Consider the following 15,490-nt stretch of genomic DNA (forward strand, 5'->3'; position numbering starts at 1 on the left):
CGGCGTTCCGGTCAGTGATGCGATTACAAGGAAGTGGGATGCGTCAGGGCGCCGACATCGGCGAGGGGGCGGCCTTCGCCGTTCCCTGCGCCTGGGCGGTGAGCGCGTCGTTCTTGAAGAAGGTATACGACAAGGTGATGGTCTTCACGTCGGCCGGCAGGTTCGGATCGACGATGAAGCGCACCGGCATGTCGCGCACTTCGCCGGCCTTGAGCGTCTGGGCCGTGAAGCAGAAGCATTCGGTCTTGCTGAAGTAGCCCGAGGCGCGCGCCGGCGCGACCGAGGGCACCGCGCTGCCGACGACGGTGCGGTCGGCGGTGTTGCGCGCGTGGTAGGTGGTCTCGTAGAGCTCGCCGGGGACGACCTGCATGGTCACCTTGTTCGGCGTGAACTCCCACGGCAGCTTCGAGTTGACGCCGCCGTCGAACTGCACGGTGATCACGCGCTTGGCCGGCGTGGCCGTGGCGTCCTGCACGCCTTCGGCCGCGGTGCGTTCCAGGCGGATGCCGAAAACCTTTTCGCAGGCGATGCGGTACAGCGGTACCAGCGCGAAGGTGAGCGCGAACGCGCCGATCGCGACCACGACCATCTTGGTCAGGCCGGCGCTCTTGCGCGGCTGATCGCTCGCGCCGCTCATTTGCCCATCGTCCCGCTGAGGATGAAGACGACGTAGATCAGCACCGCGACACCGGCGATCCACAACGCCGTGCGGCGCGCGGCCTTGCGGCGGGCGGCGAGATCGGCGGCGTTGTGGTCGGGCTGGTTCATGGTCGTCTCGTTTCGGCTCGCGGGCCTTTGCTTCTACGGAGCCCCCTTAAGTTAAGGGGGCGGCCGTTGCTGCGCGCAGCGTAGCAACGGCGGGGTTGTGGAAGCATGAGGCGGTATCCGGAGCCGGTACCTCTCGCGCTTTACTCAATCAACAGCAGATCAATGCGTGATGTCGCCGTGCGCCAGGTCGCCGTCACGAATGACCGGCGGCGTGCTGAAGGTGTGGTGCGGCGCCGGGCTCGGCACGGTCCACTCCAGGCCACGCGCAGTCGGCCACGCACGCGCTTCGGCCTTGACGCCCACGGCCTTCGAGCGCCACAGGATGAAGGCCATCATGAACGGCGTGACGAACATGCCGAACGCGCCGATCGAGCTGACCAGGTTCCAGTCCGCGAACACGACGTTGTAGTCCGGGATGCGGCGCGGCATGCCGGCCAGGCCAAGGAAGTGCTGCGGGAAGAACAGCAGGTTGACGAAGATCATCGTCCACCAGAAGTGGAACTTCGCCATGCCTTCGCTGTACATGCGGCCGGTCCACTTCGGCCACCAGTAGTACACGGCGGCGATGATGGAGAACAGCGCGCCGGTCACCAGCACGTAGTGGAAGTGCGCGACCACGAAGTAGGTGTCGTGGTACTGGAAGTCGGCCGGGACGATGGCCAGCATCAGGCCCGAGAAACCGCCGATGGTGAACAGGATCACGAACGCCAGCGCCCACAGCATCGGCGCTTCGAACGAGATCGAGCCGCGCCACATCGTGGTGACCCAGTTGAACACCTTCACGCCCGTCGGCACGGCGATGAGCATCGTGGCGAACATGAAGTAGATCTCGCCACCCAGCGGCATGCCGACGGTGAACATGTGGTGCGCCCACACGATGAACGAGAGGAAGGCGATCGACGCGGTCGCGTACACCATGGCCTGGTAGCCGAACAGCGGCTTGCGGCTGAAGGTCGGGATGATCTCCGACACCACGCCGAACGCCGGCAGGATCATGATGTAGACCTCGGGGTGACCGAAGAACCAGAAGATGTGCTGGAACATCACCGGGTCGCCGCCGCCAGCCGCGTTGAAGAACGAGGTGGCGAAGAACTTGTCGGTCAGCAGCATCGTCACGGCGCCGGCGAGCACCGGCATCACCGCGATCAGCAGGAAGGCGGTGATCAGCCAGGTCCAGCAGAAGATCGGCATCTTCAAAAGGTCGATGCCCGGGGCGCGCATGTTGAGCACGGTGGCGATCACGTTGATCGCGCCCATGATCGAGCTGATGCCCATCATGTGGATGGCGAAGATCGCGAAGGCCACGTTGCTGCCGCCCTGCAGCGAGAGCGGCGGATACAGCGTCCAGCCGCCGGCCGGCGCGCCGCCCGGCAGGAACAGCGTGAGCAGCAGCATCGCGAAGGCGAACGGCAGGATCCAGAAGGACCAGTTGTTCATGCGCGGCAACGCCATGTCCGGCGCGCCGATCTGCAGCGGGATCATCCAGTTGGCCAGGCCGACGAAGGCCGGCATCACGCCGCCGAAGATCATGACCAGCGCATGCACGGTGGTCATCTGGTTGAAGAACATCGGTTCGACGAACTGCAGACCCGGCTTCATCAGTTCGGCACGGATCACCACCGACATGGCGGCGCCGATGATGAACATGATGAAGCTGAAGATCAGGTACAGCGTCCCGATGTCCTTGTGGTTCGTCGAGAAGAACCAGCGCTCGATGAAGCCCTGCTTGTGGGCGTGCTCATCGTGATGGTGGGTGTCAGCGTGCGTGACGGCCATGGCCTACCTCAGGAGATGCGGGACGATCAGCCGGCGACCGGCGTCTGCTTTTCAGCAGAAGCGGCCGTGGCGTCGGTGTTCGGGGTGGTGGCTTCCGGCTGCGCCGGGGCGGCCGGCGGGGCGGCCGGAGCCGGTGCCGGGGCGTTCTTCGCCTTCTGCGCCGCCAGCCACTGCTGGTACTCGGCCTTGGTCACGGCCTTGACCACGATCGGCATGAAGCCATGGTCCTTGCCGCACAGCTCGGCGCACTGGCCGCGGTAGATGCCCGGCTTGGAGATGTCGGTCCAGGCTTCGTTGACGATGCCCGGGATCGCGTCCTGCTTCCAGCCCAGCGCCGGCACCCACCACGCGTGGATCACGTCGTCGGCGGTGATGACGAAGCGGATCTTGGTGTCGATCGGCAGGACCAGGACGTTGTCCACATCCAGCAGGTAGTGCGGGTGGTTCGCGTCGCGCGCGTCCTTGCCGCTCTGGCGGATCTCGTCGCTCTTGCGGTCCAGGCGGCTGGTGAAGCCGACGTTCTCGCCCAGGTAGTCGTACTTCCACATCCACTGGTAGCCGGTGATCTTGACGGTCATCTCGGCGTTGCGGGTGTCGTACATCTTGATCAGCTTGCTGGTGGCCGGAAAGGCCATCAGGACCAGCAGCACCACCGGGACGACGGTCCAGATGATTTCCAGGCGCGTGCTGTGGGTGAAGTCCTTGTCCGGCACGGCGCCCTTGGAGTGGCGGAACTTGAACATGGCCACGGCCATGGCGCCGAACACCAGGATGCCGATGACCACGCACACCCACAGGGCGAACATGTGCGCCGAATAGGCGTTGGCGGACTGGACGGTGACGCCCTGGCCCATGTTGAGCTGCCACGGCTTCGGATCGGCCGCCTGCGCACTGGCAAGGACCGGCAGCGCCATCGCGGCGATGCCCGCGCCCCACTGCTTGAAACGACCGGCTTTCATCTGTTCGAGCCCCAGAAATGCGCTGAGTAAATGGTGGAAACTGGCTGAGCCGTTCGGCTTGGCTTGCGGGCTCATCCGGTGCACGGGGTGGATATCCCAGTCCGGAAGGCCACCAAACAGGCATCCGGATTCCGCCCCGCGTAACCGCTCATTTTACCGACCGCACGCGAACCCAACAACCGCAACTATCAAACGACACGGGACTGTCGGCAAATTTCGCAACATTCAAGGCGTCGATCGCACCTCCCGGGGGCGGCCGGCGGGACGGTAGCAGGCCATCCGCGCAACACCGGCGGCGACCCGGACGCTCTAGACTATTGGGCTTCCCACGGCTGTCCCATGGCCCCATGACCACCCATCCCGCCACCGCCGTCGCCAGCGACGGCCCGCCGGCGCCGCATGCGCTGATCACCCCCGAACTCCCGCCGGCCCCCGCCGCCGCCCGCGCCGCCATCACGGCCGGCTGGGTCCGCGACGAGGCCGCCCACGTTCGCGCCCTGCTCGAACAGGCCCGCCTGCCCGACGCCGACCGCGCCGCCGCGCAGGCCACGGCCGCCGACCTGGTCCGCCGGGTCCGCGCCCGCGCCCAGGACCAGGGCGCGATCGAAGCCTTCATGCGCCAGTACGACCTGGGCAGCGAGGAAGGCGTCCTTCTGATGTGCGTGGCCGAGGCGCTGCTGCGCATTCCGGACCAGGACACCGCCGACAAGCTCATCCGCGACAAGCTCGGCGATGCGGACTGGAAGAAGCACATGGGCCAGTCGGACTCGGTCCTGGTCAACGCCTCCACCTGGGGCCTGATGCTGACCGGCCACCTGGTCGACCTGGCCGACGACACCAAGCGCGACGTGCACGGCGCCTTCAAGCGCCTGCTCGGCCGCGTCGGCGAGCCGGTGATCCGCCTGGCCGTGCGCCAGGCCATGAAGATCATGGGCCACCAATTCGTCATGGGCCGCACCATCGGCGAGGCGCTGTCGCGCTCGCAGAAGAACGGCAACGCCGCCTACCGCTATTCGTTCGACATGCTGGGCGAAGGCGCGCTCACCACCAAGGACGCGCTGCGCTACCAGCAGGCGTACCGCGATGCGATCCACGCGATCGGCAAGAGCGGCAACTTCGTCGGCGGCGATGTGTTCGCCACGCCGTCGATCTCGGTCAAGCTCTCCGCCCTGCATCCGCGCTACGAGCACGCCAAGCGCGAACGCGTTTTTGCCGAACTCGTGCCGCGCGTACTCGAGCTGGCGCAGATGGCCAAGTCCTACGGCATCGGCTTCACCGTCGACGCCGAGGAAGCCGACCGCCTCGAACTCTCGCTCGACGTCATCGCCGCCGCGTATTCGGACAAGTCGCTCGAGGGCTGGGAAGGCTACGGCCTGGCGATCCAGGCGTACCAGAAGCGCGCGCCGGAAGTGATCGACTTCATCGCCGATCTGGCCCGCCGCACCGGCCGTCGCATTCCGGTGCGCCTGGTGAAGGGCGCGTACTGGGACAGCGAAGTGAAGCGTGCGCAGGTCGACGGCCAGCTCGGCTATCCGGTGTTCACGCGCAAGCCCAACACCGACGTCAGCTACCTGGCCAACGCACGCAAGATGCTGGAAGCCGGCGACGCGATCTATCCGATGTTCGCCACGCACAACGCCCAGACCATCGCGACGATCCACCAGCGCGCGAAGGCCATGGGCCGGCAGAAGCATTTCGAGTTCCAGAAGCTGCACGGCATGGGCGACGACCTGTACGCCGAAGTCATCCCGGCCGACCGCCTCGACGTGCCGTGCCGCGTGTACGCGCCGGTGGGTTCGCACGAGGACCTGCTGCCGTACCTCGTACGCCGCCTGCTCGAAAACGGCGCCAACTCCAGCTTCGTCAACCGCATCACCGACGAGGACATCGCCATCGATGACCTCATCCACGATCCGGTCGCCACCGTTTCCGCATTCGAATCCATCGCGCACCCGCGCATCCCGCAGCCGCTCGATCTGTACCGCAGCTTCGGCATCGACAGGACCAACTCCATGGGCATCAACCTCGCCAACGACGATCAACTGCGCGCGCTCGCCGAGCAGATCAACGCCGCCGCGCGCGCAGACTGGCGCGCCGCGCCGCTGGTGCCGGGTGCGAACGTGTCCGGCCCGGACATCGCCGTGACCAACCCGGCCGATCGCCGCCAGGTCGTGGGCCAGTGGAAGGCCGCCGACAGCGCGACTGTCGAGAAGGCCGTGCAGAACGCGGTGAAGGCCGCCGACGGCTGGAACACCACGCCGGCCGCCAGCCGCGCCGCGATCCTCGAACACGCCGCCGACCTGCTCGAGCAGCGGATGCCGCAGTACCTCGCGCTGTGCACGCGCGAAGCCGGCAAGTCGATTCCCGACGGCGTGGCCGAAGTGCGCGAGGCCGTCGACTTCCTGCGCTACTACGCCGGCCAGGCGCGCAAGCAGTTCGCCATTGAAGCGCTGCCGGGCCCGACGGGCGAGTCCAATACGCTGCAGCTCTCCGGCCGCGGCGTGTTCGTCTGCATCAGCCCGTGGAACTTCCCGCTGGCGATCTTCGCCGGCCAGATCGCGGCGGCGCTCGCCGCCGGTAACGCCGTCATCGCCAAGCCGGCCGAGCAGACCAACCTCATCGGCTACTACGCGGTGAAGCTGCTGCACGAAGCCGGCATTCCGGAAGCCGTGCTGCAGTTCCTGCCGGGAGACGGCGCCACCGTCGGCGCCGCGCTGACCAAGGACCCGCGCATCGCCGGCGTCGCCTTCACCGGCTCGACCGACACCGCGCGCGCGATCAACCGTGCGCTCGCCGCGCGCGACGCCGCCATCGGCGTGCTGATCGCCGAGACCGGCGGCCAGAACGCGCTGATCGCCGATTCGTCCTCGCTGCCGGAGCAGGTCGTCAAGGACGCGATCGCCTCGGCCTTCACCTCCGCCGGCCAGCGTTGCTCGGCCGCGCGCGTGCTGTTCGTGCAGGACGACATCGCCGACAAGGTCACCACCATGCTCGCCGGCGCCATGGCCGAGCTGAAGGTCGGCGACCCGGGCCTGCTGTCCACTGACGTCGGCCCGGTGATCGACGAGGACGCGCTGAAGATGCTGCGCGACCACGCCGAGCGCATGGACCGCGAAGCGACCAAGATCGCCGAGGTCGCACTCGACGGCGAGGCCGCCAACGGCAGCTTCTTCGCCCCGCGCGCCTACACGCTCAAGTCGCTGGACCAGCTGCACAAGGAAGTCTTCGGGCCGGTGCTGCACGTGATCCGCTGGAAGGCGGACCAGCTCGACGCCGTCATCGACCAGATCAACGCCACCGGCTACGGCCTGACGCTGGGCATCCATTCGCGCATCGACGAGACGATCGAGAAGATCGCTTCGCGGGTGAAGGTGGGCAACTGCTACGTCAACCGCAACCAGATCGGCGCGGTCGTCGGCGTGCAGCCCTTCGGCGGCCAGAACCTGTCCGGCACCGGCCCCAAGGCCGGCGGCCCGCACTACCTTCCGCGCTTCGCGACCGAGAAGACCATCACCGTCAACACGACGGCCGCAGGCGGCAACGCGTCGTTGCTGACGCTGGGCGACTGAGTCGCAGGGCGGCCCAGCCGCCATCGCAGTCCGACCGACGGTCCCGGCATCCACCGGGGCCGTCGTCGTATGGGGGTCGTTGAGGCGCAGACCGACAGACGATTCGGAGAAATCTGACGAGATTTCATGGACTTGTTGCGTCGCTGTCATCGGGCTGTGATGTCGACGCCTGGCTTGTGATGGCGATTTCAAGCCGCGGGCGGCGGGGGAAGTGAGGGTTGGGGTCCGGCGGGACGGTGACGTCCTCCGGATCGTCCTCCACCTCCGAGAGCCGCCATGCCCAAGCATCCGCCGCAACGCCGCCTACTGACCCTCGCACTGCTGTCCGCCCTCGCCGGCCCCGCCTTCGCCGGCGGAAATTGCCAACTCTTTGATGACAGCGGCGCGGCGCTGACGATCGACAGCACCGCCGCGGGCGCCGAGGCACTGGCCTGCGGGCCCGACGCCAAGGCCTCGGGCGATGGCGCCGTGGCCGTCGGCGACGAAACCACCGCCTCGGGCAGGAACGCCACAGCGGTCGGCTCGTGGATCGACCTTGATGGCGACGGTGCGGTCGATCCCGACGAGATCACCTGGGCCAAGGGCGACGGCGCGACCGCGCTCGGCGCTGCGTCGCAGGCACTGGGCACGTCCAGTGTCGCGGTCGGCGTGCGCTCGGTCGCGAGGGGCGACAACAGCGTCGCCGTCGGCAACCAGGCGCAAACGCAGGCGCAGGTCACCACGACCACGAAGACCACGGTCCAGGGCACGCCCAACACGGTCACCACGACCACCTCGGTCGCGCCTTCCTCCGCCAGCCAGTCCGGCAGCATCGCCATGGGCAGCCAGGCGCGCGCCAACGGGAGCAACGACATCGCGATGGGCACCGGCGCGACGGTCGAGAAGGTCGCCGCCACCCTTAGCATGAGCACCACCGGCGGCGTCAGCACACTGGTGCAGACCACGACCGCGGGTCCGGCCTCCAACAGCATGGCCGTCGGCAACGCGGCGCGCGCGAACGGCGATGGCACGATCGTCATCGGCGCCAACGCGTTGGCCGAAGCGAAGGTCGGCCAGACGCTCACGGGCTTTGGCAGCACCAGCAACTACTTCACCGTCGGTCCGGCGAACAACACGACTGTGATCGGCAACGGCGCCCGTGCGCTTAGCGGCAACAGCGTGGTGATCGGCGCCGGCGCGCAGACGCTCGGCGACGGCCTCGACCCGACAGGCACCAAGCTGCTGAAAGACCAGAACAACACCGTCGTCGGCGTGGAAGCCGCATCGGTACGCGGCTGGGGCACGGCGTTGGGCTACCGCGCGATCGCGTACGGCTACCAGTCCACTGCCATCGGCTCGCGCAGCTACGCCGTCGCATATCAGTCCACGTCGCTGGGCGGGCTGCTCGACCTGGGCGCCATCTTCCCGGGCTCCGGCCTGTCCACCGTGTTCACCCAATCGCTCGGCACCGGCTCGCAGGCCCTGGGCAACGGCTCACGCACGTTCGCCAACTACGACACGGCGGTGGGACCGGCCGCGGCCACCAGCTCGTTCTATAGCGCCGAAGGCGGAACCGCGCCTTACCAGTCCAACGACATGACGGTGATCAACGGCGCCACCGCGTTAGGGTTCCGCTCCTTCGCACGCGGCCACCTGAGCACCGCCATCGGCGCACAGAGCCTGGCCAACGATGCGTTCGCTGTCGCGATCGGCAACGACACCGTGGCCTGGGGCATGCGCAGCATCGCGCTGGGCGACAGCGCCGTCGCCACCTGGCACGACGACATCGCAATCGGCACCAACGCCCATGCGTGGGGCGGCTATGGCACCGGCAATATCGCCCTGGGTGTCGACGCGCGTGTCGGCAACAGCAGCGGCGACGACATTTCCAACGCCATCGCCCAGGGCACCGAAGCCGAGGCGATGGCGGACGAGGCGGCCGCCCTGGGCCATGCCGCTTCGGCCAGCGGGATCGCTTCCGTCGCCGTGGGCAATGAAAGCCAGGCCAGCGGCACGTCGGCCGCGGCCTTCGGCGATAGCGCGGTGGCCAGTGGCGAATTCGCCAGCGCCCTGGGCAACTATGCCTACGCCAGCGGCGACTACGCCCTGGCGGCCGGCAGCAACGCCTTCGCGATGGGATTGAACAGCACCGCCGTCGGCTACAACAGCTACGCCTCGGGCGATGACAGCGCTGCGTTCGGCAGCTATGCGATCGCCGATGCCATGTCCGCGTCGGCGTTCGGCACCGGTGCGAAGGCGACGGGCGAAGTCAGCGTCGCCATCGGCAACTACTCGATTGCCGGCGCCACCATGTCGATCGCGCTCGGCGGTGCCGCTGATGCCCGGGCATTCAAATCCATCGCCATTGGCACCAATTCGATTGCCTCCGGCGACCAGTCGACCGTTCTTGGCAGCGACGCGCAGGCGCAGTCCGCCAACAGCGTCGCCATCGGCGCCGGCTCGATCGCGAATCGGGCGAACACCGTCTCGGTGGGTACCGCCGGCAATGAACGCCAGATCGCGAATGTCGCCGCCGGCACGGAGGACACCGACGCGGTCAACGTCGCCCAGCTCAACACCGCGCTGGCCAACGTCGACGACACCGTCGGCGAACTCGACGACGCGGCCGTGAAGTACGACGACGCCACCACGCGCGACAAGGTGACGCTGGGCGGAACCACGGGCACCACGATCACCAACCTGCGCGCGGGTCTGGCGACCAATGACGCCGTCAACGTCGGCCAACTGCGTTCGGTGATCAACGCCTTCGGCGGCGGCGCCACGTTCGACGGCAGCGGCATGATGACGATGCCGACCTTCCAGGTGCTTGGCGGGCAATACAGCACCGTCACGGAAGCCTTCTCCGCGCTCGGCGCCGGTATCACCGGGCTGAGCAACCGCCTCACGCTCGTGGAGAACCACTTCTCCGGCCCGCATACCGACGTGCCGATCGGCACCGGCAGCGGCCTGCCGATCGGCGAAGGCAGCGTCGCCGTCAGCAGTCGCGACACGGCGGTGGGCACCGGCGCGAATGTGCGCTCGGACAGCAGCACCGCGGTGGGCGTCAACGCCACCGTCGGCGCCTCCGCCAGCAACTCCGTCGCCCTCGGCGCGGACGCGCGCGTTACCGCGCAATCCGGCACGGCCGTTGGCCAGGGCGCATCGGTGACGGCGAGGAACTCGGTGGCCCTGGGACAGGGCTCGGTCGCCAACGAGGCCAACACCGTGTCTGTCGGCAGCGCAGGCAACACGCGTCGCGTCACCAACGTCGCCGCCGGCGTGAATGCCAGCGATGCCGTGAACGTGCAGCAGATGCAGGCCGGCGACGCGCAAGCCGTGGCATCGGCGAACGCCTACACCGACGCCACCGCGACGCAGACCCTCACCCGCGCCAATGCCTACACCGATAGCCGCTACCAGGGACTAAGCGATTCGTTCACCGAACTGAAGAACGACATCGGCTACCGGCTGGGCAAGCAGGACGAGCGCATCGACCGCCAGGGTGCGATGAGCGCGGCGATGATGAACATGTCCATCAACGCCGCCAACTCGCGCAGTCCGCGCGGTCGCATCGCCGTCGGCGCCGGTTGGCAGAACGGCGAAAGCGCGATGTCCGTCGGTTACTCCAAGGCCATCGGCGACCGCGCTTCGTTCTCGATCGGCGGCGCCTTCAGCAGCGACGACAGCTCCGCGGGCATCGGCTTCGGCGTCGATCTCTGAGTTCCTCCGATACGCCGCGCCCGTCATGGGCGCCGCGACACCCCTACGCACTCCCAAGGAATCCCTTATGAATCTTCGCCGCACTCTGCTGAGCGTCCTGATCGCCGGCGCCTGCACGCCCGCGTTCGCCGCCACGGTGGACCTGTCCTCGCTCGACGACGCCAGCGTCTCCGGGCGTTTCATCGTGAAGTACCGCAGCGGCAGCGCCGAGCGCGTGCAACCGCTGGCGCGGGCCAAGGCCCTGGCCGCGGCGGCCGAACGCGCACGCCCGCAGATGGGCGCACGTATCGCCGGCCTGCGCGGCGCCGCTGCATTGCGCGTCGACACGCTGCGCGCCACCGCCACCGGCAAGCACGTCGTGCGCGCTTCGCAGCGACTGGATCGCGCGCAGGCCGAAGCGCTGATGCGCGCGATCGCCAGCGATCCCAATGTCGAATACGTGGGTGTGGACCGCCTGATGCACGCAAGCGCAATGCCCAACGATCCGGTGTTGGCCACGCACCAGATGTGGCACTACGGCACCGGCAGCGGTGGCGCGCGCGTGACCAGCGCATGGGCGCAAGGCGCGACGGGCGCCGGCGTCGTGGTCGCGGTGCTCGACACCGGCGCCACGCATCACGCCGACCTGGTGGCGAATCTGTTGCCGGGCTACGACTTCATCACCGACAAGGAACTGTCGGGTCGCCCGACGGACGAGCGCGTGCCCGGCGGTTGGGACCTGGGCGACTTCACCACGGCCGGCCAGTGCGCTCCGGGTTCGCAGCCCAGCAACAGCAGCTGGCATGGCACGCACGTGAGCGGCACCATCGCGGAAGTGACGAACAACGGCATCGGCGGCGCGGGCGTCGCCTACAACGCCAAGGTCGTTCCGGTGCGAGTGCTCGGCCGCTGCGGTGGCTACACGTCGGACATCAACGACGCCATCGTGTGGGCGGCGGGTGGCCACATCGACGGCGTGGCCGACAATCCGAATCCGGCGGAAGTGATCAACATGAGTCTGGGTGGCTCGCATGCCTGCGAAGCCGATACGCAGGCCGCGATCGACCGAGCCGTGTCACTGGGCGCGACCGTGGTCGTCGCGGCGGGCAACGACAACGAGGACGTGTCGGGCCACGCGCCCGCCAGTTGCGCGCGCGTGGTTGCGGTGGGCGCGACGGGCTACAGCGGACAGCGCGCGAGTTACTCCAACTATGGTCCCGGCGTGGACCTGGCCGCGCCCGGTGGCGCGGGTGTGGAGGGATCGCCCAACGGCTACATCTGGTCCACCCACAACACCGGCAAGACCGTTCCCGAAGGCGATCGCTACGTCGGCATGACCGGCACCTCGATGGCGACCCCGCACGTCGCCGGCGTCGTCGCGCTCATGCAGAGCGTCGCGCCCACGCCACTCACGCCGGCGCAGGTCGAAGGGCTGTTGAAGGCGTCCGCGCGCCCATTCCCGTCGAAGCCGGACCGGGTCATCGGCTCGGGCATTCTCGACGCATCCGCCGCGGTCGATCGCGCGAAGACCTTCGGCCAACCGCTGCAGGCCGCCCCGCTCACCAACAATGTGGCCGAAGCGATGCCGCCACTGGCCGCCGGGCAGAGCACGCTGTACGCCATCGTCGTGCCGGCCAACGCGACGAAGCTGGAGCTCACCAGCTATAGCGGGCGCGGCACGCTGTCGGTGTACGCGAACTACGAAGCCGAACCGATGCCGTCGGCGAACATCGCCTCGTCGGTGCGTCCCGGCACCAACGAGGTCATCAGCATCGCCTCGCCCGCCGCCGGCACGTACTACTTCAAGGTGGTGGCGACCGCAGATGCAGCCGGCGTGCTGATACGCGCGCGCATCTACTGATTGCAGGACGGCCGCAGCCGGGGCCTCACGGGCCCCGGCTTTTTTCTTAAGCGAAAAGTTCTCATGCGTCATTCCATCCGCACGCTCGTGGTGCCATTGCTGCTGATCTGTTCCGCATGCGGCCCGAAGCCACCCGCGCAGGACGTCAAGACTCCATCGCACGCGATTGCGCCGCTGCATACGGTTTCGCCCGCTTCGCCGCGCCGTCTTCGCATAGGCGAGCAACTCGTGCTCCAGTTCGATGCGAGCCCGGCGAGCGGCTATTCCTGGAGCTTCGCCGGCCCGCTTCCGCCCATCCTGCGCATGGAGCGCGACCCCGCGCAGGTGCCGCCGGAAGTGCCGCGCGACGCCACGGTGCAGACCTGGACGTTCCGCGCCGAGCACGCCGGCCGCGCCAGACTGTCCTTCGTCTACGGGCATCCGTGGAGAGCACGTTACGCGCCGCCTGTCTACCGGGAGTTCGACGTGCAGGTCGAATGACGCCGCACGGCATATCGCCTGCAAGTCCACCGCTAAGTACGCTCGGCGAAGCACGACAATGAACGCCGGGTATCACGCGCATGCGCCTTCCGATCTACCGGTTCGGGGAGTTCGAACTCGATCCAGCCGCGCGCGAACTCCGACGTCGGGGCGAGCGCGTACCGTTGCCGCCGAAGTCGTTCGACTCCCTGGCCTACCTCATCGCCCATCGCGAACGCGCGGTGGGCCGCGATGAACTCATCGCCGCGGTTTGGGGACGCGTGGACATCACCGATACGGTGGTCGCGCAAACCATGCTGCGGGCGCGCAAGGCGCTGGGTGACCAGGGCGAGTCGAGCCAGTGCTACGTACGAACCGTGCCGCGCTTCGGCTATCACTGGGTCACCTCCGTGGAGGAAATCTGGCGTGCGCCGGTCGCGACCGCTACGCCGCCGACGTCCGTAGAACCGGCAACACCCGCGCGTGAGGAGAACGCAGCGCGACCGCACGCTCGCCCATGGCGCGTGCTGGTCCTGGTCGCATCGATCGCGGGCATCGCTCTGGCCGGCCTGATGACCGGACGCGCCTTGCGCACGCCACAGGCTCCGCGTGCGGAGAAGGCCGTCGCCAATGCCGTGCTCGTGCTTCCCGTGACCGTCGCGCATGGCGAGGCAGAGGATGCATGGGTGCGGCTGGGCGCGATGGACTACATGGCCAGCCGCCTGCGTCACGGCGGGTTGCCCGTCGTGCCCAGCGAGCAGGCCCTGCACCTGAGCGCGATGGCACGCGCGCAGTCGCTTGATGTCGAACGCGCTGCCCAGCTTGGGGAAATCGCGGATGCGCGCTGGGTCGTCGCACCGCAGGCCGAACGCGACGCACGCGGCTGGCGTGTCCGGCTGACCGTGTTCGAAGCAGGGCGTGAGAAAGCGATCGAAGCGCGTGGCACGAGCGCGCTCGCCGCCACGGCGGCGGCGGTGAATGCCTGGCTTCGGCGCGTGCATCCGGAGAACATGCGATCGGATCCCGGCCCGAGCGACTTCGATCAACGTCTGCAGCAGATCGATGCGGAGTTGCTGGCCGGGCAGCTCGATGCTGCGCGCCAGCTGATCGAATCGGTTCCGCCCGATGCGCGCGCCCAGCCCGCGCTGCGCGTACGCGAGGGACAGCTCGCGTTCCGCACCGGCCGCGTGGACGAAGCGGCGGCGATCTTCCAGGAGACGCTCGCGCGCACCGGACTGACGCCGGAAGTGCGTGCGCGCACGCTCATGGGCCAGGGCGCAGTGGAGATCCGCCGCGGCGAAGCCGTTCGCGCGGAACGTCATTACACCGAAGCGCTGAAGCTGCTGCCCGGTCTGGCGCGGGTCGACGATCCGACGATGGCCGGCAATGCCTACAACGGCCTGGGCGTGGCGCTGGTGCTCCAGGGACGCATGAACGAGGCCGTGCTCAACATGGGCATGGCGCGTGTGGAAATGCAGCGCTCCGGCAACCTGATCGAGGCGGCCTCGGTCGGCGCCAACCTGGGCATGATCGAGCAGCAGCGGCGTCATTACCCGCAGGCGATGCAGGAGTTCGATCGCGCCATCGATGTGTTCGAACGTTTCGACGTCCGCGACCACATGGCCGCGGCGCTCATGGCCAAGGCCGGCACGCAGTTGGACATGGTGCAGGCCGACGCGGCGGCGGCGAGCATCGCGCGTGCGCGTTCGTTGATGGGGTCGCTGGAGGATCGCGTGTTGTCCGCGCGGATCGCGGCGTTGAGCGCGAGGATCAACCTGATGCGCGGACGGCTCCGGGATGCGTCACGCGACATCGCCCGCCTACGCGCGCTCGACACTTCACAGCAGAGCGACGGCATGACGGCTCGCGAGCTGGAGATGCGCGCCCTGCTCGTGCGCGGCGACGCCGTCGGCGCGGCGCGCCTGGCGCGCGCGTCGCTGCCCCGGGATGCGTTCATTTCCGGAGGCCTGTCGTTGACCGCAGTGCAGGCCGCGCTGGCGATGCAGGACGAGGCCACATCATCGCGATGGCTCGCCTACCGCGACCGAATTCCCGCTGCCCAGCGCAGCGTGGACTGGGACATCGCCGAGGCATTGCTCGCACAGTCGCGTGCGCGCACGCGCGATGCGTTGTCGAAAGCGGACGGCGCGGTAGCGCGTGCCGAAAGCACCGGCAGCCCGGACGAACGCGTGCAAACCGGCGTGTTCAAGGCGCGGCTGTTGCGCATGCAGGGAAATGTCGAGGCCGCGGTGCCCGTGCTCGGCGACCTGGATGCGTTCGCCGCGAGGGATTACCGCGTGGCGTGGGAAACGCTGGCGGTATACCGCGTCCTGCGCGACGAAGCGATGAGCCGCGCCGCATCGGCGCGCGTGCAGGCGCTGCGCGGCGAGCGGGATCCGGCCATCGTGCCGGCACTATGA

General features: G+C 68.3%; 9 protein-coding genes. 5 read left to right on the top strand and 4 right to left on the bottom strand.

All coding sequences use genetic code 11. The annotated features are described in order from the left end of the window. Window positions 1-43 precede the first annotated feature (43 nt). From AAFF32_RS01815 to coxB, 4 genes are all read right to left on the bottom strand, one after another. A complete protein-coding gene (locus AAFF32_RS01815) occupies window positions 44-637 on the bottom strand; it encodes a cytochrome c oxidase assembly protein (RefSeq protein WP_216965454.1) in 594 nt (197 codons plus the stop codon). Beyond that, complete coding sequence (locus AAFF32_RS01820; RefSeq protein ID WP_256448151.1) at window positions 634-768, bottom strand: hypothetical protein; 135 nt, start codon at window positions 766-768, stop codon at window positions 634-636. The genes AAFF32_RS01815 and AAFF32_RS01820 overlap by 4 nt, the downstream gene beginning before the upstream one ends. A 159-nt stretch (window positions 769-927) precedes the next feature. After that, the gene (gene ctaD / locus AAFF32_RS01825; RefSeq protein ID WP_216965452.1) at window positions 928-2,544 is read right to left on the bottom strand and encodes a cytochrome c oxidase subunit I; all 1,617 of its coding nucleotides are present in this window, start codon (window positions 2,542-2,544) and stop codon (window positions 928-930) included. 26 nt (window positions 2,545-2,570) lie between these two features. Continuing rightward, a complete protein-coding gene (gene coxB, locus AAFF32_RS01830) occupies window positions 2,571-3,458 on the bottom strand; it encodes a cytochrome c oxidase subunit II (RefSeq protein WP_254200974.1) in 888 nt (295 codons plus the stop codon). A 392-nt stretch (window positions 3,459-3,850) separates the two neighbouring features. Here coxB and putA point away from each other — a divergent pair, with 392 nt between their 5' ends. From putA to AAFF32_RS01855, 5 genes are all read left to right on the top strand, one after another. Next, entirely contained in the window at window positions 3,851-7,072 is a 3,222-nt protein-coding gene (gene putA, locus AAFF32_RS01835) for a bifunctional proline dehydrogenase/L-glutamate gamma-semialdehyde dehydrogenase PutA (protein WP_342316292.1), read from the top strand. A 276-nt stretch (window positions 7,073-7,348) separates the two neighbouring features. Next, window positions 7,349-10,771 (top strand): YadA-like family protein, encoded by a 3,423-nt coding sequence (locus AAFF32_RS01840; RefSeq protein WP_342316294.1) that lies wholly within the window; start codon window positions 7,349-7,351, stop codon window positions 10,769-10,771. A 67-nt stretch (window positions 10,772-10,838) separates the two neighbouring features. After that, the gene (locus tag AAFF32_RS01845; RefSeq protein WP_342316295.1) at window positions 10,839-12,611 is read left to right on the top strand and encodes a S8 family peptidase; all 1,773 of its coding nucleotides are present in this window, start codon (window positions 10,839-10,841) and stop codon (window positions 12,609-12,611) included. 63 nt (window positions 12,612-12,674) lie between these two features. After that, window positions 12,675-13,091, top strand: a complete 417-nt coding sequence (locus AAFF32_RS01850; protein ID WP_342316297.1) for a protease inhibitor I42 family protein — start codon at window positions 12,675-12,677, stop codon at window positions 13,089-13,091. 80 nt (window positions 13,092-13,171) lie between these two features. Then, a complete protein-coding gene (locus AAFF32_RS01855) occupies window positions 13,172-15,490 on the top strand; it encodes a winged helix-turn-helix domain-containing protein (protein ID WP_342316298.1) in 2,319 nt (772 codons plus the stop codon).

The sequence above is a fragment of the Lysobacter sp. FW306-1B-D06B genome, from assembly GCF_038446665.1.
Taxonomy (GTDB): Bacteria; Pseudomonadota; Gammaproteobacteria; order Xanthomonadales; family Xanthomonadaceae; genus Lysobacter_J.

What these genes read in the sequence shown, in the direction of transcription:
- AAFF32_RS01815 (WP_216965454.1), bottom strand. Translation starts at nt 637, where the DNA reads ATGAGCGGCGCGAGCGATCAGCCGCGCAAGAGCGCCGGCCTGACCAAG.
- ctaD (WP_216965452.1), bottom strand. Translation starts at nt 2,544, where the DNA reads ATGGCCGTCACGCACGCTGACACCCACCATCACGATGAGCACGCCCAC.
- AAFF32_RS01840 (WP_342316294.1), top strand. Translation starts at nt 7,349, where the DNA reads ATGCCCAAGCATCCGCCGCAACGCCGCCTACTGACCCTCGCACTGCTG.
- AAFF32_RS01820 (WP_256448151.1), bottom strand. Translation starts at nt 768, where the DNA reads ATGAACCAGCCCGACCACAACGCCGCCGATCTCGCCGCCCGCCGCAAG.
- AAFF32_RS01855 (WP_342316298.1), top strand. Translation starts at nt 13,172, where the DNA reads ATGCGCCTTCCGATCTACCGGTTCGGGGAGTTCGAACTCGATCCAGCC.
- coxB (WP_254200974.1), bottom strand. Translation starts at nt 3,458, where the DNA reads ATGGCGCTGCCGGTCCTTGCCAGTGCGCAGGCGGCCGATCCGAAGCCG.
- AAFF32_RS01845 (WP_342316295.1), top strand. Translation starts at nt 10,839, where the DNA reads ATGAATCTTCGCCGCACTCTGCTGAGCGTCCTGATCGCCGGCGCCTGC.
- AAFF32_RS01850 (WP_342316297.1), top strand. Translation starts at nt 12,675, where the DNA reads ATGCGTCATTCCATCCGCACGCTCGTGGTGCCATTGCTGCTGATCTGT.
- putA (WP_342316292.1), top strand. Translation starts at nt 3,851, where the DNA reads ATGACCACCCATCCCGCCACCGCCGTCGCCAGCGACGGCCCGCCGGCG.